Genomic DNA, 24578 nt, shown 5'->3' on the forward strand with positions numbered 1-24578 from the left:
GTTGCCGCCTGCTCGCCCTGATCCATGTCAGAGCCGCACGATTTTGCTTCGGGCAGCATCGAGTTCGGTGCAATCAGAAGGTGGCGATTTGAACAAGGAAACGCAGCACGGGCCAACCCGCTCATGGACAAGTGCGGCTTTCTCGCGCCAGGCCGGCACAGAGGCGATTCCGGGCGAGGTCATGAAGCTTGCCCATCGGGAAAAGCTGGAGCTCTGCTTCTCGCTGGAAAGCATTGCCGATGCACTGCCGAACGTCGACCGCCTCAAATGTCTTGGAACGGCCAAGAAGATCGTTCCGCTGCTCCGTGACATTCATGGGTTTGAGGAGAGGGTGATTTTCCCTGCGTATGAGGCGCACTTGACCCCGGCCGAGGCCAAACTTGCCTCTACCAGCCGGTTGCGCATCGAGCACCTTGAGGATCAATGCTTCGCTGGCGAGGTGGCCGAAACGCTCCTAGCGATCGGTCATGGTGATCCGATAGAGAGCGCGGAAGCTGTCGGATTCATGCTACGCGGCTTCTTCGAAGGCTTGCGGCGACACATCGCTTTCGAACGCGAGCATGTCCTGCCGCGGATCGTAATAAGCGACGAAGGCCCCGACGCTTAGGTCTCATTCAAAGGCCGGTTGCCGCGCGCCTCGGCCGCCGCAGCGCTGCTCCAGCCGGCTCATGCTGTCGACCGTTACATGGCGTTTGTTCTCGATCCGGATCACGCCGTCAGCCCGCAATCGCGTAAGCTGGCGGCTCACGGTCTCGTTCGTCAGTCCAAGGAAATCAGAGATGTCGGCACGTGTCAGCGGCAGATCGAAGCATGCCGACCCAGCCGCCGGGTCGATACTGGAATCCATATTCCGGGCGATCATGAGGAGAAAGCTCGCCACCTTCTCCGGTGCGGTCTTGCGCCCGAGAGTCACCATCCATTCAAGTGCCTCGTCGAGTTCGTCCAGCGTCTGCTTGAGCAGGCGATGCTCGAGTCCCGGTGATTCCTTCATTATCCGTTCAACGGCCGCCTTCGGAAACGAGCACAGCGAGACGGAGGTTGCCGCTTCCACATTGATCGTGCTTTTCACCTTGAAGGGCCGTCCCAGAAAATCCGGTGCGAACCGAAGACCGACAATCTGCTGGCGGCCGTCCGAAAGGCACTTCGTCAGCTTCACAACGCCTGAAAGCAAGTTTGAATAGCTGTCGACGGCCTCGGCGTCGGCGATCAGTTCGACCCCCGGCTCGAGCTTGTGCCGCGACGAAGTTTTGGCGAGCCCAACCAAATGGTTTGGATCGAGCGCAGCGCAGACGCCGCGAAGTCGTGCTGCGCAAGACAGGCAAAGAACGGGAATGCCGGAACTGTGAATGTCTTGCCGTACTGTCATTACGCTCGCGCTACCGATCCCAAGTTTCGACAGGATAGCAAGCGATGGCAGAGAAATCCTTGCGGCAGTTTGTCCGTGCTGGAGGCTGACCGAAATCAGGGCATTGGCTCTTCGACGCGTCCAGACTTCCGGCGAGGCAAAAACGGCGGACCACCAAATGAGACCGGAATTAGCTGCCAGGCTTGGCGAGAACGTCCCGCGTTATACCAGTTACCCGACCGCGCCGCATTTCCATCCTGGCGTCGACGCTGATGTCTATCGAAGCTGGTTGAAGGCGCTCGAAAGCGGTGACGAGGTCTCGCTCTACCTGCACATCCCTTATTGCGACCGGCTGTGCTGGTTCTGTGCGTGCCATACAAAGCAGACCCGCCGCTACGAGCCGGTGGCTTCGTATCTCCGCTCGCTTCACGCGGAGATCGCGACTGTCGCCGGTCTTGTCGGCGGCAAGGCCCATGTCCGCGCCGTGCATTTCGGCGGCGGCTCGCCGACCATGCTGAAGCCCGAGGATATGATAGCCTTGGGAACTGTCCTGCGGGATAGCTTCGATTTTCTTGCCGATGCGAAGATCAGCGTCGAAATCGAACCCAACGACATGGACGAAGCCCGCCTTGATACACTTGCCGAGATCGGCATGGCGCGGGCGAGCCTCGGCGTTCAGGATTTCGATCCGAAGGTGCAGAAGGCGATCAATCGCGAACAGAGCTTTTTGCAGACCAAGGCGGTTGTAGACGGCATTCGCTCTCGCGGCGTAGGGTCCGTGAACCTCGATTTGCTTTACGGCCTGCCGCATCAGACCAGGGAGAGCGTCTGTTCCACCGTGGCGCAGGCGCTGACTCTGGAGCCGGACCGGATGGCGCTGTTCGGCTACGCGCATGTGCCCTGGTTCAAGAAGCATCAGACTATGATCGACGAGGCATGGTTGCCGGGTCCGGCCGAACGGTTCGCTCAGTGGCAAATTGCCGCCCGTCTGATCATGGGCGCCGGATACGAGGCGATTGGAATAGACCATTTCGCCAGGCCGGATGATGCGCTTGCAGTCTCGGCTCGCGCGGGAACAATCCGCCGCAATTTCCAGGGCTACACCGAGGATCGCTGCGAAACACTGATCGGGCTCGGGCCGTCATCGATCAGCCGGTTTCGACAGGGCTATTCGCAGAACATGCCGTCGACAGCCGAATATGGACGCATGGTCGAGGGGGGACATCTGGCCACGGTCCGCGGCATCGCGTTTTCCGAAGATGACCGTGTTCGCGGCTGGATCATCGAGCGCTTGATGTGCGATTTCGGCTTTTCAGCAGCCGATCTGGTGGAACGCTTCGGGGAAGCCGGACAAAAGCTTCTTTTCCAAGCAAGCTCCATCGCCATTGGCGACCCTGCTCGACCGCTTGAACTCCAAGGTGACAGTTACGTCGTATCGGCGGAAAGTCGTCCCTTTGTAAGGAGCATTGCAGCGAAGTTCGACAAATATTTCGAAAGTGGAACGGCCAGGCACTCAGTGGCAGTCTGAGTGCCACAGACGAACGTCACCGTCTTCAGTCGATCGCGAACCTCCTCAAAATCGCCGAAACCAGCAGCTAACCCGTCCTATTCATGAGCCTTGTGGTTCGAGCGCCGTTGAGCGTTCGGTCATGCAGGTGTAAGGCGTCTTTTTCACCGCAGCTGAGACTGGACTTTGGAACGCGCTGGAGGGTCAAGGTGTCGGTTCGGCGGGGCTTTGATGCCCCGGCGCTCATGGTCCTGCGGGCTGCAGCGTGAGAGCGATTTGTCGGAACAGGCTGGCCTCGGGACAGGCGGCGGCGAAGGCCAGGCGGATGCGCGAGACGGTTTCGATGACGCGGGCGCCGAGCTTGAGGAGCCTGAGCCGCAGCGTGGCGAACTCGGCGCTGCTGAGATGATCGGTTGTGGGCACCGCCTCGCGCAGGGTGAGCATCAGCCAGTATGCGGCGGTGTGCAGGACGAGGCGCACCTGGTTGGCAATCGGTGAGCGGCAGCTGGTACGGTCGGAGGCAAGCTGGCTCTTGTGCATCTTGATCAGGTTTTCGGCCTGGCCGCGGGCGCAGTAGATCACGTCGTAGACATGCTCGGCGGAGGCTTTGTCGAGATTGGTGACGACGAAGCGGATGTCGAGGCCGCGGGTGGTTGCCTCGATGCGGGCGCAGACGCGACGCTGCGTCTTCCAGGATTTCGCCTTGTATCGGGTCTCGGCATAGCCGCGCAGCACCGGCTTTTGCTCGAGCGCGCGGCGGGTGCGGATATCGTCGGCGGCTTCATCAACGAGACGCTGGAGAACCTTGTTGCCGGGCAATCCGAAGAGGTAGTCGAGCGCATTGTTCTCGCACCAGGCCATGACCTCCGCCCGGCCATAGTGGCCGTCGCCGCGGACCAGGATGCGGGTGGCCGGCCCCTGACAAGCCGGCGCAGATGGCTGCGGATCTCCTTGCCCGTCGGGGTCTTGCCAGGACGCAGGATCATGGCGACCGGACGTCCGGTCGCGGCGTCATAGATGTGGATCGGCAGGAAGCAGCGCTCGTCGTAATGGGCGTTGAAGAGCGAGAGCTGCTGATGGCCGTGAACGACATCCACAGTGTCGTCGATGTCGAGCGTCACGCTTTTGGGCGGCGCGGCATAGCTCGACAGCCACAGATCGACCAGCACCCAGCCGAGCCGGATGACGGTGCGCAGGTCTGGCAGGTTCTCCAGGCGCGAGCAGGTCGGCTGCGAGCACAGATCAATCCCGCTGTCGGGCAGCCGCCCGCAGGCGAGCTTGAAGGCCGGGTCGGTGCGCAGCCGATCGAGATCGTTGGCATCCTCGTAGCCGCATGCGATCGCAAAGATGCGGGCGCGCAGAATGTCGGCCATGGCGTGCGTCACCCGCTGTGGGTCGCGCGGATCGTGGATCGCAGCCGCCAGCCTGTCGGCCAGTTGCAGGCGTCGCTCGGCCGCGGCCAAAAGCATGACGCCACCATCCGAGGTGATGCGTCCGCCGTCAAACGCAGCTGTGATCTTCTTGCGCCCAACGGCTGGAAATGAGAGCGGCAGCAACGTATCGTCGGTCATGGCGGGTGTGGCTCGCGAGACGTGGTGGCAGGACTGGCTTAGACAACCGAATCCTACGCCAAATTCAATCGCTTAGGCTACATCCGCCAATCTCTCAGACGGGTCGTCGTGCATAAGACGGGCTAACAATTCGATAGTGCATATGACGCCACTTTACGATGCTGTGACGACGCGGGTATTTCCCAAAGGGGGTCGCATGGCAGAGGGCTGGGACCCGCCGGAACCCTGCAGGCAGGGCTTCACTTCGTATCCGCCCAAGCAGGTTGGATTGTTCGGCCCAGTCTTTCACTGAATGTCAGCGACGCACCCCATTGCGGCTTCCGCTACTCAGCGCCGCGGCTCTTGAATGCCCCTTTGAGATGAGCTCATTCTGAGTAACAAGCGCACGGCGTTCCCACGGGTCTGAAACCATGCATCAGTGCGGCTAGCACGCCCTGCGCCTGTTCGCGGTTTCCGGGCCGCCCAGGCACTTACTTGACCTCCAGCTGCTCGAAGTTCGCGCATAGGCCTTACATGACGGATCGGTAGGCCGCGACCGCCGGGAAATTAGGCACCCGGGCGGCTGCGCCAATTGACCAACTTTATGCTTCGATTACTCGGAATCTGAACCTGACACGCGTCGCGATTTCTCTGACATGCCGGCGGGCAAGCTTTCCTTTCTGGCCTTGGCAAACGCTCTGTCACCTTCCAGAAACCCTGCCAGCATGAAAGGTATGAGTTCCGCTACCGTTTCAGACTCGCCATAGGTCTGGCGGTAAAGCGCCGCATAGTCCTTGAGTGCTTGGTTCAGGTCCGCGCTAACGGTGATGGTCATCTTCGAAGGTGTCCGGTCCGGAAGCTTTCCAAGTTTCAGATCTGCCATGATTACTCCTGTTCAAGTCGGGTATGGGCGCAGCACAAGATCCTTGTGTACAATCACGCGTAGGGGCCAACCGGGGCGGACGATAATGGTGGGTTGAATATTCAGGTTCTTTTCGGTGATGCGCTGGCCGGCTTGACTGATGTTTTGCTGAGTGGATTCCCGGATCGCCTTAACTAGGTCGCTTTCGTTTTCCCCAAAGCTCAACTCGGTACCAACGCCCAGTAGCGTCGCTAGAGCAACTCCCTTGATCAGCTGCCAGGTGTGAAAATCGACCTTGTCTTCAAGCCCAGCATAGCCGGCAGTATCCGTCGCTGGCAGATTGTCGATTTCGATCGAGGAACCGTCGGGCAGGATTATTCGCTGCCAGACCAGCAATGCGCGCCTCTGCCCAAAAGCCACGACGCTGTCATAAGTGCCGATGAGGCGTGAGCCTTGCGGAATGAGCACAATGCTGCCGGTGACTGTGTCGTGCACATTCTCGGTGACCTGCGCGACGACAAGGCCAGGCAAGTCGGAATTTATGCCGGTGACGAGACTGGCCGCGATCACGCTGCCGGCCATCAGTTGGTAGGGCGAGGCCGGCGTCTGCAGCGCATGCGGATTGTAGATCCCGCTTGTGTTTCGCTGACTGACAAAATCGAGCTTGCGCTGTTGGTTGTTCTGGTCACCCTCGGCTGGGGCAACGGAAGCTGACGTGCGCGTCGCTCCGGATTGCGGAAGCGCCTCAGACGGCTGCTGCGCACTCGGCCCGCCGCCGGCGACATCTGTCTGTCTGGGTCGATTGTCGATCCGGAACAAGACTTGCGACTCGCGCGCCTCAATTGCTTGCTGGGCAAGGCGCTGCTCCTCGGCGGAGATATCCTGCCCTGGCGCGATGCCGAGCTGACGTTGGCGTTCAAGGATGGGGCGACCGAGGTCGCCGGGCAGTGGCGGTCCGAGCACAGGGGCCTTCGGCATGATCCCGGAATAGTCCTTGGGAAGCGCTTCTAGTCCCTCGGCGGGTGGCTTGCGCTCGGTGTTATAGCGGTCCTCTGCCTGGTGCTTGATACGCCATGCCGGTCCTTGAAGCGCCATCATCGTGACGCCCAGAATGGCACCGGATCCGACTGCAGCGATGGCGATGATCACACCGCGCCTGAATCGGACAGCGCGGCGGGGCGAGGCTCGCAATTGCAGCTGCTCGGGATCGAGTTTCGGCGGCGCATCGGATCGGGAAGTATCGGTCATGAGCGCTCCCCTCACCTGCTGGGCCGCGCAAAGAGCGGAATCCGCCGCGGCGGTTGCCGGCCGTCAGTCCTGGTGATGCGCACCACCTGCTGCTGCTTGCTGCCTAGACGCAGTTCTGCAGCGCCAAAGAGGCGATCGACGATGTAGTAGTTGCCGCGCATGCGATAATTGACGAGCTGGCTGTCCCCATCGGCACCGACGATGAAGAGAGGAGGCGCTTCACCCTGATCAATGCGACGGGGGAATTCGATATAGACCTTGCTGCCATCGTCGAAAGCGCGCGTCGGCCTCCAGGGTGGTGTGTCGCCGGTGATTGAATACCGAAAGCGGATATTCTCGAGCGCCACATTCGACGCCACCGGCGTGGCAGCCTCGGCTTGGGCGTTGCGCTGGCGTAGCGCGATGATCTGGTCCTCGCTATAGGTCCAGGAGATCGCCGCCATTGAGGTCTTCTCGGTGCTTTGAAGCTGCAAATGGTAGGTGCGTCGTTCCGTGGTGATCACCAGATTTGTGTTAAGTCCCGGCGCGAAGGGTTTTACCAGCACATGGGTGCGCTGATTGTCACCGGTGCCGCTGACGGTATCGCCGATCACCCAACGCACCGTGTCGCCGGCCGACACGGCTGTTAGCTTCTCGCCCGGCTGGAGTGCGATATCGGTAACGCGCTCCGGCGCGGCATAGAGCTGATAGAGTGCGCCATCGGCGAATGGATAGACCTGAACCGCATTCACGTACCCATACCTGGTGGGTTGCTGCGTCGCTGCTTTATTGGCATCGGAGACCCGTTCTTCAGGAGAGCGCTTGTCATCGGCCACCCTGCCCGGATCGGGCTGTAGCTGACCTGGCAACGGCAGCGGCTTTGGCACTTCGACTATCTTGACCGGCTTCTCCGGCGGCTTCTCGATTGCGGCTGGTTTGAAATCGGCAGCATCATAGGAAATCTCAGGCGGCGGTACCGGCTTCGACGCGCAGGCGGAGAGGACTGCTGTAGAGGCCGACAGGATCAGCACGGCACGGACCGACGACATTCTATTCTTCATTGGTGGACTCCTTTCGGGGAAACGGACGTCGGCGCAGCACTGTCGAGCTCGCGCGACCAGTCGATCGCATTGATGAAGACGCCGAGCGGGTTGTTGCGCAGTTGGTCAGTATTACTTGGCGGGCGGATCACGATGGTGAGGATCGCGGTCCAGCGCGTCGTGCTGGCAAGGCTGCCGCGCTCAAAAACCTGCTCGGCCCATTTGACCTGGAACGAGCTGTCGGAAGCCCTGACCACGCTGGTCACTTGCACCGACACGCTGCGTGTGCCGATCTGGCCGAAAGGATCGTTCGCCTTGGCGTACTCGTTGAGAAAGAGCGCCGCGCGGTCGGTGGCGAAGTCATAGGCCGAAAGCCAGTTCTGCCGCACCAGCACCGGATCGGTGGAAACGGAACGGACATTCTGAATGAAGCGGCCGAGATGCCACGCGATCTGGGCATCGGAGGGCTCGTAGTCCCGGATTGCCGGCGCAACGGCGCGTGCCTCGCCGAAGCCGTCGACCTCGACGACGTAAGGCACGACGCGGCTCTGCATCGACTGCCACACGAGTCCGCCGGAAAGTCCGGCCGCCAAGGTCAGACAGCCAAGAGCCATGAACCGCCAGTTGCGGGCCTGCACTCGAGATGAGCCTATGCGCTCGTCCCAGAGCTGCGCGGCCTTCTGATACGGCGTGACCGGCTCGGGCGTCTTGCCGTAACGTTGAATGGGTCGCTTGAATAGCATTTAGTCGTCCTTGTCGTTGAGAGAGGGATTGGCGCTGCCTCCCGGCCTGTCGCCTTCACGGACGGCCTGCATGGCGGTGTGACGGTGGGCACGGGCTGTCTGTTCCGAACGCAGGCGCCTGGCCCAGCCGGGCGCGGCATCAGCGACCGGACCAGTAGGGCTTCCGGTCATGGATGCGGTCGGCGCACCACCGGTCGCGGTCCAGGCAGCTTCGCGCCCGGCATCAACGCTGCGCCCGAAGCCTCCTGCGGCAGATCGTGCCGCCCGCATTGCGGCGCCGGCGGCGGCGCTGGTCACACCATGCATTCCAGCAGCTACACCGGACAGGCCGGACTCGGGCGATGTTGCGCGCCCGATCTGCCAGGCCGTAGAAGCCGCTGACCCCATGGTCGTGCCGGCACGGAGTGCGGTGAGACCGCTGCCGGTTGCCGTGCGCGCGCCGGCAAATGCTGCGCCTGCGGCAACGAGCGATGCACCGGCTGCGGCTGCCGTGGTTCCAAGTGCGGCGCCCGCGCCAAGCTGCGGCGCGCCCGAGACAAGACCGGAGGCTATCCCAGGTCCGAAAATGCCGAGACCAAGGAGCGCCAAGGCGCCCAGGACCTGTGACATGGCGGCGGCCAGATCCGGCTCCTTGCCTTGCAGCGCGGAAGCGAACTCGCCAAAGAGCGTGGAGCCGATGCCGATGATGACGGCCAACACCATCACCTTGATGCCCGACGAGATGACATTGCCGAGCACGCGCTCGGCGAGAAACGCTGACCGGTTCCAAAGCGCGAAGGGCACAAGAATGAATCCGGCCAGAGTGGTGAGTTTGAATTCGAGGATGGTGATGAAGAGTTGGATGGAGAGGATGAAGAAGGCGATGATGACCAGGAACCAGGCCACGAGCAGCACGAAGATGGTGAGCGCGTTGCCGAAGATTTCTGGGAAGCCGAGAAGCTGGCTTGCCTGATCGAGAAGCGGCCAGGCGCCCTCGAAACCGGTTGCGGCAATGCGGCCCGGATGCAGGAGATTGTCGGCGGAGAGATTGCCTGAGGACGCATTGATGCCGAGGCCAGCGAAGGACCGATAGATGATGTCGGCGAGGTTCTTGAAGTTATTCAAGATGAAGGCAAAGACGCCGACATAGAGCACTTTGCGGATGAGCCGGCCGAAAATGTTGGGTTCGCCGCCGAATGCCCAGGCGAGGCCGGCAAGTGTGACGTCGATGCCGATCAGGGTCGTGGTAAGGAAGGCGACATCGCCCGAGAGCAGACCGAACCCGCTATCGATGTAGCGGATGAAGGTCTCCATGAAGCGATCAATGACCCCAAGGTCGTTCATGCCGCCTTCCTCGTCGTCAAGAGATTGGTGATCAGTTGCCGGGATAGGCCGTGCCTGTGCCGAGGAAGCGCTTTGTCGTCTCGCGCGCGGCCTCCTCGGACTGCGCCTTGCGCGCCGCATCCTCGGCCTCAGCGCGGAACTGCGTTGCGAGCAGCGTCTGGATCTGCATCTGCTGCTTGGTCGAAAGCGCAAGGAGCTGGTTAGTGGCCTGACTTGCCTGAAGCGCACCGGCCGCGCCTTGGCTGCGGTTGACGAGATCGGCAAGCAGGTCGCCATCACCGCGAACATTCTCGACGATCTGCGACTGAACACCCATGGTCTGACGGAATGCCTGCATTGCGCTTTGCCAGCGGTCACGTGCGGCGCTCGCTACATCGCTGACCTTGATCGTGGCGTCGTAGCTTTCCGGATATTGATTACGCCACTGGTCCTGAAGCTTGTTGAGATCAAAGCTCAGGCCACTTGCCTGGTCCATCAGACCGTCGATCCGTTGGAGCGAGCCGGTAAGCTGACCCACGGAAGAAAAATCCAGACTCTGAAGATTGCGTGCCATGTTCTGCAGCACGGTCGCCTGGTTCTGGAGCGACTGGATCTGGTTGTTGATCTGCTCCAGCGAGCGCGCCGCCGTGAGCACGTTCTGAGCGTAGTTCGACGGATCGAACACGATGAGCGCGTAGGCCGGCTGCACGTAGTCGGCCATCGGCTTGGCGATCAACGAAAGGGTGATCAGGCTCGAGAGAAAGCGGCGCCGCATCATGACGATTGCTCCTTGGTTGGTTGAGGGAATTGCTGGAGAAGCTCGGCCGCCCAATCGAGGCCGCGGGCGCCGAGGAAGCGAAAGACAAAGCTGTCCTGCCCGTGCTCGGACAGGACCCTGTCGATCAGGCTTTGCGCGGCTGGACCCGAGGCGCCGCAAAGTGCAAGCGCGATGGGGCCGAGCCCGAGCTCGAAGAGACGGTTGCCGCAGCGCGACTGCAAATAGTAGTGCCGCTTCGGCGTGGCCCGGGCGATCAGTTCGATCTGCCGGTTGTTGAGACCGAAGCGCTCATAGGCAGTCCGTGCCTGCGGTTCCACGGCACGATCATTGGGGAGAAAAATGCGCTGTGGGCAGCTCTCGATGATCGCCGGCGCTATTGCAGAGCCGGCGATGTCGGCAAGCGACTGCGTGGCGAAGATCACCGATACGTTCTTCTTTCGCAGCACCTTCAGCCATTCGCGGATGCGGGCAGCAAAAAGCGGATTGTCGAGATAGACCCAGGCCTCATCGAGCATGAGCAGCGTCGGTCGCCCGTCGAACCGCTCCTCAAGGCGATGGAAGAGATAGGTGAGCACAGGCAGCACAGCGCTTTGGCTATGCATCAGCTCCTCGGTCTCGAAGCACTGCACATCCGACAAGGCCAGCCGATCGTCATCGGCATCGAGCAATCGGCCGAAGGGACCGTCGAGCGTGTAGGGCATTAAGGCGGACTTCAGTGCATTGGACTGAAGCAGGACCGACAGACCGGTCAGCGTGCGCTCCTGCGCCGGCGCGGTGGCGAGGCTGTTGAGCGCCGACCAGATCGCCTCCTTCACCTCCGGCGTGAGGGTGACGTTCTCATGGGCAATCAGGCCGGCGATCCATTCAGCTGCCCAGCTGCGCCTACCCTGATCACCGATATTGCGCAGTGGCTGGAAGGCAAGCGCACCGTCCGAACCCAAGACATGATGCTCTCCACCCATGGCGAGCGTTGCCGCGCGCGCCGAATTGCCTTTGTCGAAGACATAGACCTGCGCGCCGGCATAGCGACGAAACTGCAGGGCGATCAGGGCAAGCAGCACCGATTTTCCGGCGCCGGTCGGTCCAACGATGAGCATGTGGCCGACATCTTCGACATGGGAAGAAAGCCGGAACGGAGTCGACCCGCTGGTTTCGGCGATGAGGAGCGGCGGGGCCTCTCGTCCAGTGACTTCAGCCAGATGCTCGTTCGCCGCAGGACCGGCCCACTCCGAGGAAAGCGGCATGAGATGGGCAAGGTTCAGCGTGTGAACGAGCGGCTGACGAACGTTGGCATAGACATGACCCGGCAGCGAGCCGAGCCAGGCTTCGACCGCATTGACGCTTTCGCGGATGGTGGTGAACCCGAGCCCATTGATGATGCGCTCGACCGCGCGAAGTTTCTCAGCGGCGGCTTGGCGATCCTCGTCCCATACCGTCACCGTTGCAGTGAGATACCCGAAGCCGACATGATCGCCGCCCAACGCCTGAAGTGCTTCATCGGCGTCGAGCGCCTTATTGTCGGCGTCGCTGTCGACGAGCGGAACGGGTTCGTTGCTTACAACCTCGCGCAGGATTGCGACGATCGATTTGCGCTTGGCAAACCACTGCCGGCGCAAGCGGGTCAGCGTCTTGGTGGCCTCGGTCTTGTCGAGCGGAATGAAGCGCGTCATCCAGCGATAGGCGAAATCCTGATGATTGAGGGCATCGAGGATTCCGGGCCGGGTGAGGTTCGGAAAGCCGAGGATGGTAAGTGTGCGAAGATGTTGCTCACCCAGCATCGGCTCCAAGCCGCCGGTAAGCGGCACATCGACCAGGATGCCGTCCAGATACATTGGCATTTCCGGCACGGCGACCGGATGGCGGCGGGTCGAGATCGTGTCGTGCAGGTATGTCAGCGTCTCGGCGTCATCGAGCGGACGCACTTCGGGCATGAAGCCCGACAGAAGATCCAGCACACGGTCGGTCTCGTCACGGAACCGCGCCATCTCCTGGCGCCAGTCTCTTTCGCCTTCTGAATGATGCGAGTCGACGAGCGCGCTTTCCGCCCGCGCCTGGGCGTCCGGTGGCGGCATGGACAGCAAGGTCAGGTGATAGCGGCTCTCGAAATGCGCGACCTTGCCTTCGAAGGCAGCACGCCGTTCTTCATCAACCAGCCATGACGCCGCGTCCGGGAAACGCGAGGACGGATAGCCCAGCGCTTCGATGCGCTCGGCCTCGAAAAACAATGTCCAGCCGGAGCCAAAGCGTCTAAGCGCATTGTTGGCCCGGGCGCAGATGCCGATGAGTTCGGCTTCGGTCGAGCTTTCCAGATCGGGCCCGCGAAACCGAAGAGTCCGCTGAACGCTGCCGTCCTTGTTGAGCACGATGCCGGGCGCCACCAGTGCTGCCCAGGGCAGATGGTCGGCAAGCCGGTCGGCCTTGCCGCGATATTCCGAAAGGTTCAGCATGCGAGCCATCCCCTCAGGCGAAGGTGACGGACAAGCACGCTGGCAAAGTCGGGATCGCGCCTTGCGGCAAAGACCGCGAGCGTGTGGCCGCCAAGCCAGAGCACTAGCCCGGCAATCCATTGCTGCAAGCCTAGTCCGATGGCCGCAGCCACCGTGCCGTTGAGGATCGCCACCGCCCGCGGCGCGCCGCCCAGCAGGATCGGTTCAGTCAAGGCCCGGTGAACGGGAACCTCGAAGCCCTCGATATGTTGCACTCCGGCGGCCATTAGACGAGCGCCCCGCCGCCGAAGGAGAAGAACGAGAGGAAGAAGCTCGATGCGGCGAAGGCGATCGACAGGCCGAAGACGATCTGAATCAGCCGGCGGAAACCGCCTGCAGTATCGCCGAAGGCAAGGGTCAAGCCGGTGGTGATGATGATGATCACCGCGACGATTTTGGCGACCGGTCCCTGCACCGATTCCAGGATCTGCTGCAGCGGCTGTTCCCAAGGCATGCCGGAGCCGGCAGCGTGCGCCGGAACTGTGAGAAGAAACGCGAGCGCGGCAAACGAAAGAAAGCGGAGCTTCTTGCGCATAAGGGGGCCTTTCAGAGTTGCTGGAGTTGCGGAGGCGTGAGTGGGGTGAGGGCGTAGTCGCCGCTGCCGTCGAGACCTGTGACCTCAGCGATTGCATCGATGCGGCGCGACGAGCCGCGCCCCGCGATGAAGACGATGAGATCGATGGCATTGGCGATGAGGCGGCGCGGCACGGTGACGACAGCTTCCTGTGCAAGCTGCTCGATGCGATAGAGGGCAGAGCGCGCCGAATTGGCATGAACCGTGGCGATGCCGCCGGGGTGCCCGGTGTTCCATGCCTTGAGCATGTCCAGCGCTTCCGCGCCCCTGACTTCACCGACGATGATGCGGTCGGGGCGGAGCCGGAGCGTCGAGCGCACGAGATCGGCGAGTGTGACCGAGCCCCGCCTGGTTCTCAGGGCAACGCAGTCCTTTGCTGCGCATTGCAGTTCGCGGGTGTCCTCGATGAGGATCACTCGCTCGTCGCATTCGGCGACTTCGGCCAGCAGTGCATTGGCAAGCGTCGTCTTACCCGACGACGTGCCTCCGGCGACAAGGATGTTGCGCCGTTCTCGGACTGCCTTTATCAACGCATCGGCCTGCAGCGGCAACATGATGCGATCCGCAACATAGTTGGCCAGCGTGTAGAGCTTTGCGGCTGGTTTGCGGATGGCAAAGCAAGGCGCCAGCACGACAGGCGGCAGCAGTCCCTCGAAGCGTTCGCCCGATGGCAATTCGGCGCTGACAATCGGATTGTCCGCATGCGCCTCGGCACGCACGTGGGAAGCGACCAGGCGGATGATGCGTTCCGCCTCGGAAGGATGCATATGCACGGCCGTATCGATTCGGCCTTCTCCCAGCCGGTCGAGCCGCAGCGCACCATCGGGATTGACCATCACCTCGATGACCAATGGATCGGCCAGCGCCTCAGTGATCGTCGGACCCATGGCGGTGCGCAGCATGGCGCGGCGTCGGTGGTCGGCCTCTGGATGAGCGCTCATGCTTCCCCTCCTCCGCCATTGTCTTTGCCAAGCGAGCGTTTCCCCGATGCGATCTGGCGACCGACCTGCTCGACGAATTTGTCGAAACGCTCCTGGGCAATCGCCTGCGTCGCCTTGTCCGGAACAGGCGTGTGGGCATGAAGCGTGATCGAAAAGCGGATGAAGAGCGCCAAGCTTTCCAATGTCATGTCGACATCGCGCCTGACGTGACTGAGGTCGCGGGAAAGACGGTCCAGCCTCATGCCATAGCGCCGATCGAGTTCATTCTCGCCACGCCGCTCGATGAAAGCTTCTACGGCCTTCGCGACGACCGCGGATTTTGTGGTCGAGGGATCGCGGCTGAGGTTGTCCAGCTTCTCGCTCAATTCCGGTTCGAGCAGAAACTGGTGACGAATGCGGTGGGGCTTCATGCGCTTGTTCCAACTGGCCGGCGCTGGCGGGCCGGCGGCGGAACAAGCATTATCGAGATGCCCAAAATTGCTTACGGCCGTTATCTACGCTGAGATACGTCTGAACTGCGGAAAGCGTTCAGAAGCCGGGGACGATATCCTTATCATCGCCCCTTCCCTCGTTGATGCCATAGGCACCTGCGACGGTGGAGATCCGGTCCATGACGCGCTTGTCCGCCATCGCCTCGCTATCATCGTCTGCGGGTCCGGACAGATCGTCCTGGTCCGGTTCCTGGGTGACGGCGGTATGTTCTTCGGGTAGGCCAGGATGGCGCTGCTGCTGAACACCTCCCTCGTCCGCAAGCGCGGTGCCAGCGCTTTCATCGTCGGACGCAAGACGACGGTCGACGCCGCGTACTTGCCCAGTCCAATCGTCCGGCCGCGACATCGGGCAGTCCGCGTAGGGTCCGTCGCGCAACACCGGCGAAGGCAGCACCCGCTCGGTGAAATTGTGATCCTCATAGTATCGCAGCTTTTTGGCCCGGATGGGGGGCAATCCCGAAACCAGCACCAGTTCGTCCGCGGGCGGCAATTGCATCACCTCGCCCGGTGTCAGCAGCGGGCGGGCGGTTTCCTGGCGGCTCACCATGACATGCGAGAGCCAAGGTGCCAGCCGGTGGCCCGCATAGTTGCGCATGGATCTGAGTTCCGTGGCCGTGCCAAGCGCGTCCGAGATTCGCTTGGCCGTGCGCTCATCATTGGAGGAAAAGGCAATTCGCAAATGGCAGTTGTCCAGAATGGCGTTGTTGTCGCCATACGCTTTGGAGATCTGGTTCAACGATTGCGCGATCAAGTAGGCACGAATTCCGTAACCGGCCATAAACGCGAGCGCGGTCTCAAAGAAGTCGAGGCGACCGAGCGCCGGAAACTCATCCAGCATCATCAGCAGTTGATGCTTGCGGCTCTTCTTTGGGTCACCCTCGAGGCGCTCCGTCAGCCGCCTGCCGATCTGGTTCAGGATCAGTCGCACCAAGGGCTTGGTGCGCGAGATGTCCGATGGCGGCACGACCAGATAGAGCGACATCGGCCACTCCGCATCCATCAGATCGGCAATGCGCCAGTCGCAGTCCGATGTTACCGCCGCCACGGTCGGATCACGGTATAGGCCGAGAAAAGACATGGCGGTCGAGAGGACGCCTGAACGTTCGTTCTCCGATTTGTTCAACACCTCTCGTGCCGCCGAGGCCACGACGGGATGGACCTGAGGCTTATTGGCCGAGCCGAGATGGTTGGTCGTCATCATTCGCCGCAAAGTCGCGGCAAACGAGCGTTGCGGGTCCGACAGAAAGGTGGCGACGCGGGCAAGAGTCTTTTCCTCTTCGGCGTAGAGCACGTGCAAGATAGCGCCGACGAGGAGTGAATGACTGGTCTTCTCCCAATGATTCCGCCGCTCCAGCGCGCCTTCCGGATCGACTAGAATGTCGGCGATGTTTTGGACATCGCGAATCTCGTCCGAACCTTTGCGTACCTCCAGCAGCGGGTTGTAGCGGGCCGATCGCGGATCAGTCGGATTGAACAAAAGGCAATGCGAGAACCTCGACCGCCAGCCGGAGCTCAGCTGCCAGTTCTCGCCTTTGATGTCGTGAATGACGGCCGAGCCGGACCAGGAGAGAAGGGTTGGGACAACCAGTCCGACGCCCTTGCCGGAACGTGTCGGCGCAAAGGCCATGACGTGCTCAGGCCCGTCATGACGCAGATACCGGTCCTTCAGTTTGCCGAGGAACACGCCTGCCGGCTGAAACAGCCCTGCTTTCTCGATCTCCCGCGTCGCCGCCCATCGAGAGGAGCCATAGGTGGTGACCAAGCCGCGCTGGCGCGCGCGCCAGAGGGAACCAGCGATCGCAGCGGCACAGCCCATGAATCCACTGGTGCCCGCAAGCATGCCCGCCTTGTCGAATACCTCGGGCGCATAGGCATCGAATTGGAACCACCATTCCAACAGTTTCCACGGCTCGTAGATCGGCCAGCCAGCCGCGACAAACCATGGCGCGCCGAGTTGTTCCTGAAAGGCTAGCATATGAGCGCACCATTGCGTGGCAGCCCACACGCCGAGGAGAACGATGGCGAACACAATGGCGATCTGCCCAATCAGAAGCTTCGTGGGCGTCACTGGCTTGCTCCGCTGTTCTGGAAAGATGGATCGAGCATCGCGCGGGACGGCCGGAACAGGAATGCGCCCTATGTACGACTTGGTGCGATGAGAGGCTGTTTGGCGCGCCGTTGCTCTCCTTCGAGGTGTATCAACATTCGCGCATTCCCGAGGACTGCTATGTCGGAGGGGACTCATATCGTTCGTGCCTATCGTGAGCACGTGGTCGGGGAACTGGCGGTGGCATGCGGGCAAGCCGCTGAGGAAATTCGTAACATCGAGTCCGGTCTGAGGTACAACGAGATCGGATCGCGAGGTAGCCCTGCCCGCCATGGGAATTCCTCAGGCGAGTACCGACATATTGGGCGCTGCCTTATAAGTGGAAGGCGCCTTCCCGTTGCCTCTATCGCAGATAAGTTACCTTCCGGCCTTCGCGCTGGATTTCCCAGCTGGACTGCGTTTCAGTCTCAATTCGCTGTGCTTCTTGTGAGCCAGACACCATTTCTCGGACGGTGGATTGACGACATTCATTGTCCGACAAGCCCTCGCCGGCGATCTGTTGGGCAGAGGCGGCTATCACCCCGGCCGTGGCACATCCGTGCGCTGCAGAACCTCGATGAGCCGCCGGCTCAAACGCCCAGGCGGATGCAAAGATCCACAGATGCGTTCCGCCAGCCCTAGTTGCCAAGCATATGACCGGCATTTCGCAACGCGTCTAGGAAGAGGCCGGCATGGTGAGTGACATCGAATTTGGCCTGCATTGACACCGGCATGCTGGTCCAATTCTCCAACGGTGCAATGAAGCGGGAGAAGGTATCGTCGATGACGCAGTAGCGGCTAATAAGGCCTTGTCTGTCCAACGCCAGCACACCAATCTGCCCGCCTCGATATCGGATGGCTGCGAGCCGTTGGACCTCGGCGTCATCATCGATCCGCACATCGAAAAGCAGGTTTCCGCGGCTCCTCGCGGCTATCTCCGCCGCTTTGTCATTGAAGCTCAAGCAGAGTGAGCGGACGCTTTCCACTGCCATCTGGAAAACCAACAAATCCAGTTCATTCACGGCCATGTGGGCAGTTGAGCCAATAAATGGATGATTGCAATGTCGCACACGGCTTGTTCACAGGTGTCGGCGACTGATTGTTCGTGGCTTTCTGTCCGCTGCCGGCGATGGAATATTTGAAGGACGGCGGGTCCCGTATTTCCTGTCGCGTTGGCAACCGCGGCGGCCACCTGCCGGGCGGCAGCGGCAGAGACAATGTCATAGACAGGTGGAAGCGTGGGCTTTCTGCCCTTCAATAGTTCCCTGACCATACAGATTTGCACGCGCGGCCGCAGCTTGCCGCCCGCCTCAACGGATTCGGCTTCTCTGGCAGCACGTTCCATTGCTGCGGTCGCCTTGTTGAGCGTCACCAGAACGCCAAGCTTCGTGGCTGGCAAGATCGCCAACTCGCTCAAGCTCACGACCTCTATTCGATGGACGGGCACGGCCGTGCATCGCCGCGGCAGGGGACAACATCGTCGTGACCGACCCTCAAGCCCTATATCGTGTCGGCGGGATCGTTCAGCAGTAACGGCGAGATCGCCGTGGAGGGCAAGCCCTTCTACATCGTGGCCGGCGGCGGGAGCGGCAAGATCCACGATCAAGCAGCTGAGAAAGATCACGCATATAGCCACGATCCCGCGGTCCAGCCGATCTACATTTGAGGACGACCAGATCAAGCAGCGCGCCCTGTCGAATTTGGGTCAGGGATTGGCAGTTGGTCTATCCCTTCCTGACGATGGAACGCTCGATCCAGTCATGGCTTATAAGGCGGAGAGCGGCGACCAGAGCGCAGATGAGTACGCGCCTACTACGAGATCGGCTATCGCACCAATTCGAGCGGATCACGATCGATGCGACACCGTGGCATTCTTCGAGGGCGGGAAGCCGCTTGAGGCCTGCTTCCCTGGCGACGGCTGTGAAATCCTGACCTCGAAGAAAGGAAACCGCATGGGCGTCAAATTCCGCTTCGGCGTCGCCTTGGCCTCCTCACACTTGGTTGGCTGACTCAGCGGGCAACCCGGTCGAGAAAAGCGTCGAATGCGGCAGCGACAACGCGCATCGCAAAGCGATGCTGCCGCCGTACGCGGACAAAACCCTTTTCGATGTCCACAATCCCGTCCTTGGCAAGCATCGCCAAGCGTTCAGCTGAATCGAGAAAATGGATCGGATCAGATCCGTGGGCGGCACAGATTGCCGGCACATCGGCCTCGAGATCGCACATTAGTCGCTCGATGATTGCGGCTCGCGCGCGGTCTTCGTCGGTGAGACGGTAGCCCTTTGACGTCGCCAGACGGCCAGCTGCGATGTGCCGGCAGTAGGAATCCCGTGTAACCTCGTTCTGGACGTAGCCCTCGCCGACACGCCCGATAGCCGACGCGCCGAAACCGATCAGGGTTTTGCAGGTGTCGGCCGAGTAGCCCAGCGAGTTGCGCCGCAGGCGACCGGTTTTCTGTGCCAGCGCGAGATCGTCGTCCGGCAAGGCGAAATGGTCGAGCCCGATCTCTCGGTAGCCGGCGGCAATCAGCGTCACGGCAATGGCCGCATCCTGTTCGGCGCGGGCAGCGCTGCCCGGAAGCGATGCCTCCTCGATGAGGCGCTGATTCTTAATAAAGGACGGAATGTGCGAGTAGCCGAACACCGCAAGCCGGTTGGGGCGCATGGCGACCGCCGCCCTCGTGGTCTCGACGCAAGACTGCACCGTTTGATGCGGGAGACCAAAGATGAGGTCGAAGTTGATGCTTGTCACTCCATGCCGACGCAGCATTTCGACGGCAGCCGCCGTCTGCGCCTCACTCTGGACCCGGTTGATCGCTTTTTGAACAATGGGATCGAAGCTCTGCACGCCGAGGCTCGCGCGGTTCACGCCGGCTGCTTGCAAGGCTTCGGCCATATCGGCCGTGAACGTGCGTGGATCGATCTCGACGGCGATCGTAGCTGTTTCCGCAAGCGCAAAGTGGCGGCGCAGGAATTCCGTCAGGGCGAGGAACTCAACTGGCCCCATGAGAGTTGGCGTTCCGCCGCCGAAATGCACATCGCTCACGGGCAGCGCCTGCGGCGCGTGCTCCGAGACCAAACGTATCTCGTCACGCAGCGCCGCCAGATAATTAACGATCGGCGCATCATGGCGGGTGATGGTGGTGGGGAAGCCGCAATACCAGCACTTTGATCGGCAGAACGGAACGTGCAAGTAGAGTGACGCCGGATCGTTAGCCGGTAGGTTCCTGAGCCATTCCTCATAAGCGTCGGCGCCGACCGCCCCAGAGAACTCCGCGACAGTCGGATAGATGGTGTACCAAGGCAGGCGGGCTTCGCGATGTTTTGTGGTCTGCAACAGTTACCGTCCCATGTTGTTGCCTTCCATCCTTACCACTGCGCTCTCCTGTGTCTTTGCGCTATATCAGTCCGGTCCGCTTTGGGCCCGATTATTTCGCAGCGATAGCCCCATTCAGCCTTGGCTGGACAGCGATGGTATGAGCACGCGCTGGTCAGGGACAAGCGCCATGGGTTTCCCGTCGAGACTTTCCCGCCCACCGTTTGGTGTTACTATCCTATCCTATCCTATCCTATCCCCTCCCTTCAGCGTCCGATGGAACGCAGCATGCCCCGTCCGACCAGTCGATTCGGCGTTGGGACCAGACTTTTGCTCGCCGGCTGGTGCGTAAGACGGCGTCACGTAGCGATACCTGGCATCTCGATGAGTTCGTCGTATTAATTGCCGGCACGAGGCTTTGGCCGTGGCGCACCGTCTGTCAGAGCGGGAATTGTGCTCGAGGAGACCGTCCAGGTCCGCCCCTGCCAAGGCTGCAAGCTTGATGAACCAATGCGCTACGCCAGGCGCATGATCACCGACAAATCGCGCTCCTGTGGCCCGGCAAAGCGCCGGAGTGAAGCGCAACTCAAGCATCGCTCGCAACTGACAATCGAGCGAATTCGCATGTGCTTCCGTAAAAACAAAAATGGCCCGTGCACGGCTTGCGATTCAGAGAGGGGCTTACAACGGCTCGTCTCGACCTTCCCGCCTTTCGGAACCACTTTGTCCGGACTAGGGTCAGGACCCATTAATTTGTTGAGTTGATATCTGTTGGGTGATTCAAGGTGGCAGGAGGTTGCTGCCTTGAGTGATTTGCTGATGTTGACGCCGGAGCAGATGCGCCGGATCGAGCCCTATTTTCCTTTGTCGCATGGTGTGCCGCGTGTAGATGACCGCCGGGTGCTGAGCGGCATTCTGTTCGTGATCCGCAATGGCCTTCGCTGGCGAGATGTCCCTTCCGACTACGGTCCGCACAAGACCATCTACAACCGCTTCATCCGCTGGAGTCGGCTGGGTGTGTTCAACCGCATCCTGGCGGAACTGGCTGCGCGGGGCGGCAAAACGGACAATCTGATGATCGATGCCACCCATCTCAAAGCGCATCGCACTGCCGCCAGCCTCCTTAAAAAGGGGCTCTATCCCGATGTATCGGACGCAGCCGAGGCGGACTGACCACCAAGCTGCAAGTGGTCTGTGACGGGAAGGGACGTCCGCGGCTGCTGCATCTGAGCGAAGGGCAGGCCAATGATCACAAGACTGCTGCGGCAGTGATCGAGGATTTGCCCGCCGCCAACGCCCTGCTGGCCGATCGGGCCTACAGTTCAGCGGCCTTCCGCCAGGCGCTCGTCGAGCGTGGTATCACGCCATGCATCCCACCCCATGCCAAGCATCGTGTTCAGCACAGCTACGATCCTGTCCTATACCGACAACGCCACAGGATCGAGAACATGTTCGCACGCCTCAAAGACTGGCGACGCATCCACACCAGATACGACCGATGTGCTCACACCTTCCTGTCGGCGATCGCCTTCGCTGCAGCCTTCATCTTCTGGATCAATGAGTCCTGACCCTAGCTGGAAAGCTGGTGCACCTCGCCACCGCCGACGTGTGGCCCTTCGCCCTAACGAGGACGCTTACGCCTAGGCATGTCGGCATCAGTGGGGCATCTCGGCTGACGTACCGAGCGGTGCACTCGCATGATGTCAACAATGTCGAGGCTCAAAACAAACAAAGGCTATCGCCATTGAACGATACTGTCGCGAAGCGAACAGACGAACCATGTCCGAAACATTTGCTTTTCGTGCTCAGCTTGACCCTCAGAGCAAAAAAGGAAACGCAAACCAAGGTCCGACGGCAAACTTGAGTGTCAATCGTAGCTTGGTCGTGAGGTTGGCACGTCATTTGCGGGGTGATTTTCGAAGCCGTTGTGACGGTACGCGCAGCTATCGGAGATAATCATGGCGATCGACTCGGAAGTGTTTGATTCCTCCCCGGGCATTTCAAGCAGGTGATATGAGAACAACAACTTATCGTGTTAAAGTATGATTCAGCTTCATCGCCCCTGTTGTTGAATAATTATTATCGTATGTCACACTGCGATAGGCGCAGCGCGATGTGCATCGTTTTCGATTGTGGGACAGGAAGGGCTGGCTCGTTCGTTGACGTCCCGTTCTTCAATATTTGAACGGAGATCAAGAATGAACATCAGGAGCCTCCTGCTCGGCTCATCTGCGGCCCTGATCGCCGTTTCCTGTGCCCGAGCCGCCGACGCCATCGTCCTGGCCGAGCCTGAGCCCGTTGAATACGTCAAGATCTGCGACGTTTACGGCGCTGGTTACTACTACATCCCCGGCACCGAGACCTGCCTGCGCATCGGCGGCTATATCCGTTACGACATCGGCCTCGGCGATGTCGTATCGTATGACAAAGCTAGAACCACGGATGTGAAGACTGGCGAGGCCCAGGGCATATGGCAAAACCACACGCGTTTCACATTCAAAACTTGGACCGGGCAAGAGACCGAACTCGGTACATTGCAGACCTACATCGAGACCCGCATGAACTACGGCAAGCACACCGCCTATTCCGGTTCGGACAGTCCTCGATACTATGCCTTCAGCCAAGGCATCACGTTGACTTTCGCCTGGGTTCAGCTTGGTGGCCTCCGAGTTGGCAAGGACTGGTCCGCCTTCGACATGTTTATTGGCTACGCGGGCGACGTGCTCAATCAGATGCTTATCCCGTACGGCGCCTTCGATACTAATGTGGTTCAGTACTACTTTGACGCCGGTAACGGCTTTTCGGCTGTGGTTTCACTCGAAGAAGGCTCGGGCCTGGTCGGCACCATCGACAGCTACGTTCCGCACCTAGTCGGCGGAGTGAAATACACACAACACTGGGGCGCGATCGCCGGCGTTGTCGCTTATGATAGCAACTACGAATCGGTCGCCGGCAAGGTCCGCATCGACGTCGATGTTACCGACCAACTCTCGCTATTCGGAATGTTCGGCTACGGCTCCAGCGGCAAGCTCAACGATGACGTCACTAACGCAATCGACGCTCATGGTCGCGGGTTCTACAAAAGTTGGGGCGGTAACTGGGCTTTCTGGGCCGGCGCCACTTACAAGCTCAATGAGACAACTTCGTTGAATCTTCAGCTCTCGGGTGATCAGCTCAGGAACTATGGAGTCGCTGCAAACGTTGCCTATGCGTTTCTTGCAGATTTCACAATTACAGCCGAACTCGACTATGACCGCTACGGCGACTTCGCCGTCGGCAAGGTCGACCCTTCCATTAGCTGGGCTAATGCCAACAAAAAGAGCAGTGTCGGCGGCATCCTCCGTTTCGAACGTTCATTCTAACGGGAGGAAGAGCTTCATCTCGGTGGCCTCAGGCGGCGAATGACGATTATGGGGGGACCTGCCACGCCTGCGGCAGATAAGCCCTGACACGTTTGCAATCGGATACAGCTGCGATTAGGGCGCGGCCGATGCCCCGCTTGCCGGGATGTGACAGCTGGTAAAGCGTTGCGGCGGGTTTGCTGGCGGTCCCGGCGCTTGCGCTGACGCGTGCGGCGCAGTCCGGCGACACGGTGGAGGCCGCCGGCAGATGGGTGGGCGCGTGATCGCCGAAGCAATCGCCGAACTCGCCCAGTATCCCAGCTTCGACAACGACTGAATCGGCGGCGACTCAATGCAACCTTGGCTTCCGGAGACCGCGCTGACCGCCGCCGGCCTGACCGCGCTCGCCGCGCAGGATGCTTCGGACAAGCAAATCACCTGCGTCAAGGCGCCCTTCAAGTCGCTGATCGACCATGTCTTTATCTCGCCCAATCTCGTGCCGTGCGACCACGATTTCATGATCCTCGCGCTCGACCGAACCATCGAGCGGTTCCAGGAAGTGTCGATCATCGCCCGGTCCTCTTGCGACTGGCCGGGCCTATCGGTGAGCGTTAGATCCAGAACGAGGTTACACGGGATTCCTACAGCCGCACATCGCAGCTGGCCGCCTGGCAAAGTCAAAGGGCAACCGTCTCACCGACGAAGACCGCGGCGAGCCGCAATCATCGAGCGAGGACGAAATAGTGGATAGCGAAGGGTTTTATCCGCATGCGGCAGGAGGATCGCTTTGTGGTTAGCGCTATTGCTGCGTATTCGATGCTTTTCTCGACCGGGTTTGCCCGTAGGCACAGCCAAGCAGCGTGAGGGGAGGCCAAAGGGATAACCAATCGTCGCTAAACGGCATGCTCCAGCAAATAACGGCAAGGCGGTAGCGGCGCGCTTGAGCCCCGGTTGAAGTGCTTGGAGTTTTTCCGAATGGGCGAGCGTTGC

At 60.8% G+C, this 24578-nt stretch carries 22 protein-coding genes and 1 pseudogene; 6 read left to right on the forward strand and 17 right to left on the reverse strand.

What is annotated here, in order from left to right; all coding sequences use genetic code 11:
- Positions 1 to 67 precede the first annotated feature (67 nt).
- Positions 68 to 607: a hemerythrin domain-containing protein gene (locus JN279_RS35050; RefSeq protein WP_010914029.1), complete on the forward strand. Its 540-nt coding sequence runs from the start codon at positions 68 to 70 to the stop codon at positions 605 to 607.
- 3 nt (positions 608 to 610) lie between these two features.
- Here the strand turns inward: JN279_RS35050 and JN279_RS35055 are convergent, their stop codons facing one another.
- Positions 611 to 1366 carry a Crp/Fnr family transcriptional regulator gene (locus tag JN279_RS35055; RefSeq protein WP_010914028.1) on the reverse strand — a complete coding sequence of 252 codons (756 nt, stop codon included), beginning with the start codon at positions 1364 to 1366 and terminating at the stop codon, positions 611 to 613.
- Between the two features lie 157 nt (positions 1367 to 1523).
- On the opposite strand from JN279_RS35055, the gene hemN (JN279_RS35060) reads away from it, so the two are divergent.
- Positions 1524 to 2873: an oxygen-independent coproporphyrinogen III oxidase gene (hemN, locus tag JN279_RS35060; RefSeq protein WP_096453978.1), complete on the forward strand. Its 1350-nt coding sequence runs from the start codon at positions 1524 to 1526 to the stop codon at positions 2871 to 2873.
- Positions 2874 to 3095: 222 nt separating this feature from the next.
- On the opposite strand, the pseudogene JN279_RS35065 reads toward hemN (JN279_RS35060), so the two are convergent.
- From JN279_RS35065 to JN279_RS35135, 15 genes and pseudogenes are all read right to left on the reverse strand, one after another.
- Positions 3096 to 4423 (reverse strand): annotated as a pseudogene (locus JN279_RS35065) (IS1380 family transposase).
- Between the two features lie 592 nt (positions 4424 to 5015).
- Entirely contained in the window at positions 5016 to 5285 is a 270-nt protein-coding gene (locus JN279_RS35070) for a DUF2274 domain-containing protein (RefSeq protein ID WP_010914026.1), read from the reverse strand.
- A gap of 12 nt (positions 5286 to 5297) precedes the next feature.
- Positions 5298 to 6512, reverse strand: a complete 1215-nt coding sequence (locus JN279_RS35075; protein ID WP_096453976.1) for a TrbI/VirB10 family protein — start codon at positions 6510 to 6512, stop codon at positions 5298 to 5300.
- An 11-nt stretch (positions 6513 to 6523) separates the two neighbouring features.
- Positions 6524 to 7552, reverse strand: a complete 1029-nt coding sequence (gene trbG / locus JN279_RS35080; protein ID WP_064987383.1) for a P-type conjugative transfer protein TrbG — start codon at positions 7550 to 7552, stop codon at positions 6524 to 6526.
- Complete coding sequence (gene trbF / locus JN279_RS35085) at positions 7549 to 8274, reverse strand: conjugal transfer protein TrbF (protein WP_010914023.1); 726 nt, start codon at positions 8272 to 8274, stop codon at positions 7549 to 7551. The genes trbG and trbF overlap by 4 nt, the downstream gene beginning before the upstream one ends.
- Entirely contained in the window at positions 8275 to 9597 is a 1323-nt protein-coding gene (trbL, locus tag JN279_RS35090; protein WP_202351461.1) for a P-type conjugative transfer protein TrbL, read from the reverse strand.
- 31 nt (positions 9598 to 9628) lie between these two features.
- Positions 9629 to 10354, reverse strand: a complete 726-nt coding sequence (trbJ, locus tag JN279_RS35095) for a P-type conjugative transfer protein TrbJ (RefSeq protein WP_202308581.1) — start codon at positions 10352 to 10354, stop codon at positions 9629 to 9631.
- Entirely contained in the window at positions 10351 to 12801 is a 2451-nt protein-coding gene (trbE, locus tag JN279_RS35100) for a conjugal transfer protein TrbE (RefSeq protein ID WP_202351462.1), read from the reverse strand. Before trbE ends, trbJ begins: the two co-directional genes overlap by 4 nt.
- A complete protein-coding gene (locus JN279_RS35105; protein WP_006329217.1) occupies positions 12795 to 13067 on the reverse strand; it encodes a VirB3 family type IV secretion system protein in 273 nt (90 codons plus the stop codon). The genes trbE and JN279_RS35105 overlap by 7 nt, the downstream gene beginning before the upstream one ends.
- Positions 13067 to 13375, reverse strand: a complete 309-nt coding sequence (locus JN279_RS35110; RefSeq protein ID WP_010914020.1) for a TrbC/VirB2 family protein — start codon at positions 13373 to 13375, stop codon at positions 13067 to 13069. Before JN279_RS35110 ends, JN279_RS35105 begins: the two co-directional genes overlap by 1 nt.
- Positions 13376 to 13386: 11 nt before the next feature.
- Positions 13387 to 14355: a P-type conjugative transfer ATPase TrbB gene (gene trbB, locus JN279_RS35115; protein WP_202295876.1), complete on the reverse strand. Its 969-nt coding sequence runs from the start codon at positions 14353 to 14355 to the stop codon at positions 13387 to 13389.
- On the reverse strand, positions 14352 to 14765 hold the full coding sequence (locus JN279_RS35120) for a CopG family transcriptional regulator (RefSeq protein WP_202308585.1): 414 nt from the start codon (positions 14763 to 14765) through the stop codon (positions 14352 to 14354). Before JN279_RS35120 ends, trbB begins: the two co-directional genes overlap by 4 nt.
- 118 nt (positions 14766 to 14883) lie before the next feature.
- The gene (locus tag JN279_RS35125; protein WP_202351463.1) at positions 14884 to 16914 is read right to left on the reverse strand and encodes a conjugal transfer protein TraG; all 2031 of its coding nucleotides are present in this window, start codon (positions 16912 to 16914) and stop codon (positions 14884 to 14886) included.
- A 656-nt stretch (positions 16915 to 17570) separates the two neighbouring features.
- On the reverse strand, positions 17571 to 17960 hold the full coding sequence (locus JN279_RS35130; RefSeq protein WP_172352291.1) for a hypothetical protein: 390 nt from the start codon (positions 17958 to 17960) through the stop codon (positions 17571 to 17573).
- A complete protein-coding gene (locus JN279_RS35135) occupies positions 17951 to 18349 on the reverse strand; it encodes a hypothetical protein (RefSeq protein ID WP_172347046.1) in 399 nt (132 codons plus the stop codon). The genes JN279_RS35130 and JN279_RS35135 overlap by 10 nt, the downstream gene beginning before the upstream one ends.
- Before the next feature lie 34 nt (positions 18350 to 18383).
- Here JN279_RS35135 and JN279_RS38985 point away from each other — a divergent pair, with 34 nt between their 5' ends.
- Entirely contained in the window at positions 18384 to 18941 is a 558-nt protein-coding gene (locus tag JN279_RS38985) for a ZinT/AdcA family metal-binding protein (protein WP_446720437.1), read from the forward strand.
- 1 nt (position 18942) lies between these two features.
- Here the strand turns inward: JN279_RS38985 and hemN (JN279_RS35145) are convergent, their stop codons facing one another.
- Entirely contained in the window at positions 18943 to 20268 is a 1326-nt protein-coding gene (gene hemN, locus JN279_RS35145) for an oxygen-independent coproporphyrinogen III oxidase (RefSeq protein ID WP_010914012.1), read from the reverse strand.
- 783 nt (positions 20269 to 21051) lie between these two features.
- On the opposite strand from hemN (JN279_RS35145), the gene JN279_RS35150 reads away from it, so the two are divergent.
- The 3 genes from JN279_RS35150 (at position 21052) to JN279_RS35160 (ending at position 24339) form a co-directional block, all read left to right on the forward strand.
- Positions 21052 to 21815, forward strand: a protein-coding gene (locus JN279_RS35150; protein WP_202351465.1) for an IS5 family transposase whose coding sequence is annotated in 2 segments (ribosomal slippage) — positions 21052 to 21391 and positions 21391 to 21815 — 765 coding nt in all. Because the reading frame shifts where the segments join, the coding sequence is not laid out codon by codon here.
- A gap of 630 nt (positions 21816 to 22445) precedes the next feature.
- Entirely contained in the window at positions 22446 to 23609 is a 1164-nt protein-coding gene (locus JN279_RS35155; RefSeq protein WP_202351466.1) for a porin, read from the forward strand.
- A 331-nt stretch (positions 23610 to 23940) separates the two neighbouring features.
- Positions 23941 to 24339: a hypothetical protein gene (locus JN279_RS35160; protein ID WP_202351467.1), complete on the forward strand. Its 399-nt coding sequence runs from the start codon at positions 23941 to 23943 to the stop codon at positions 24337 to 24339.
- Positions 24340 to 24578: the final 239 nt, after the last annotated feature.

This window comes from Mesorhizobium sp. 113-1-2 (genome assembly GCF_016756475.1).
Classification (GTDB): Bacteria; Pseudomonadota; Alphaproteobacteria; order Rhizobiales; family Rhizobiaceae; genus Mesorhizobium; species Mesorhizobium loti_C.

Bases quoted from the DNA above. Each gene is read 5' to 3' on its own strand.
- JN279_RS35055 (WP_010914028.1), bottom strand. From the start codon at position 1,366: ATGACAGTACGGCAAGACATTCACAGTTCCGGCATTCCCGTTCTTTGC.
- hemN (WP_096453978.1), top strand. From the start codon at position 1,524: ATGAGACCGGAATTAGCTGCCAGGCTTGGCGAGAACGTCCCGCGTTAT.
- JN279_RS35070 (WP_010914026.1), bottom strand. From the start codon at position 5,285: ATGGCAGATCTGAAACTTGGAAAGCTTCCGGACCGGACACCTTCGAAG.
- JN279_RS35075 (WP_096453976.1), bottom strand. From the start codon at position 6,512: ATGACCGATACTTCCCGATCCGATGCGCCGCCGAAACTCGATCCCGAG.
- trbG (WP_064987383.1), bottom strand. From the start codon at position 7,552: ATGAAGAATAGAATGTCGTCGGTCCGTGCCGTGCTGATCCTGTCGGCC.
- trbF (WP_010914023.1), bottom strand. From the start codon at position 8,274: ATGCTATTCAAGCGACCCATTCAACGTTACGGCAAGACGCCCGAGCCG.
- trbL (WP_202351461.1), bottom strand. From the start codon at position 9,597: ATGAACGACCTTGGGGTCATTGATCGCTTCATGGAGACCTTCATCCGC.
- trbJ (WP_202308581.1), bottom strand. From the start codon at position 10,354: ATGATGCGGCGCCGCTTTCTCTCGAGCCTGATCACCCTTTCGTTGATC.
- trbE (WP_202351462.1), bottom strand. From the start codon at position 12,801: ATGCTGAACCTTTCGGAATATCGCGGCAAGGCCGACCGGCTTGCCGAC.
- JN279_RS35105 (WP_006329217.1), bottom strand. From the start codon at position 13,067: ATGGCCGCCGGAGTGCAACATATCGAGGGCTTCGAGGTTCCCGTTCAC.
- JN279_RS35110 (WP_010914020.1), bottom strand. From the start codon at position 13,375: ATGCGCAAGAAGCTCCGCTTTCTTTCGTTTGCCGCGCTCGCGTTTCTT.
- trbB (WP_202295876.1), bottom strand. From the start codon at position 14,355: ATGAGCGCTCATCCAGAGGCCGACCACCGACGCCGCGCCATGCTGCGC.
- JN279_RS35120 (WP_202308585.1), bottom strand. From the start codon at position 14,765: ATGAAGCCCCACCGCATTCGTCACCAGTTTCTGCTCGAACCGGAATTG.
- JN279_RS35130 (WP_172352291.1), bottom strand. From the start codon at position 17,960: ATGGCCGTGAATGAACTGGATTTGTTGGTTTTCCAGATGGCAGTGGAA.
- JN279_RS35155 (WP_202351466.1), top strand. From the start codon at position 22,446: ATGAACATCAGGAGCCTCCTGCTCGGCTCATCTGCGGCCCTGATCGCC.
- JN279_RS35160 (WP_202351467.1), top strand. From the start codon at position 23,941: ATGCAACCTTGGCTTCCGGAGACCGCGCTGACCGCCGCCGGCCTGACC.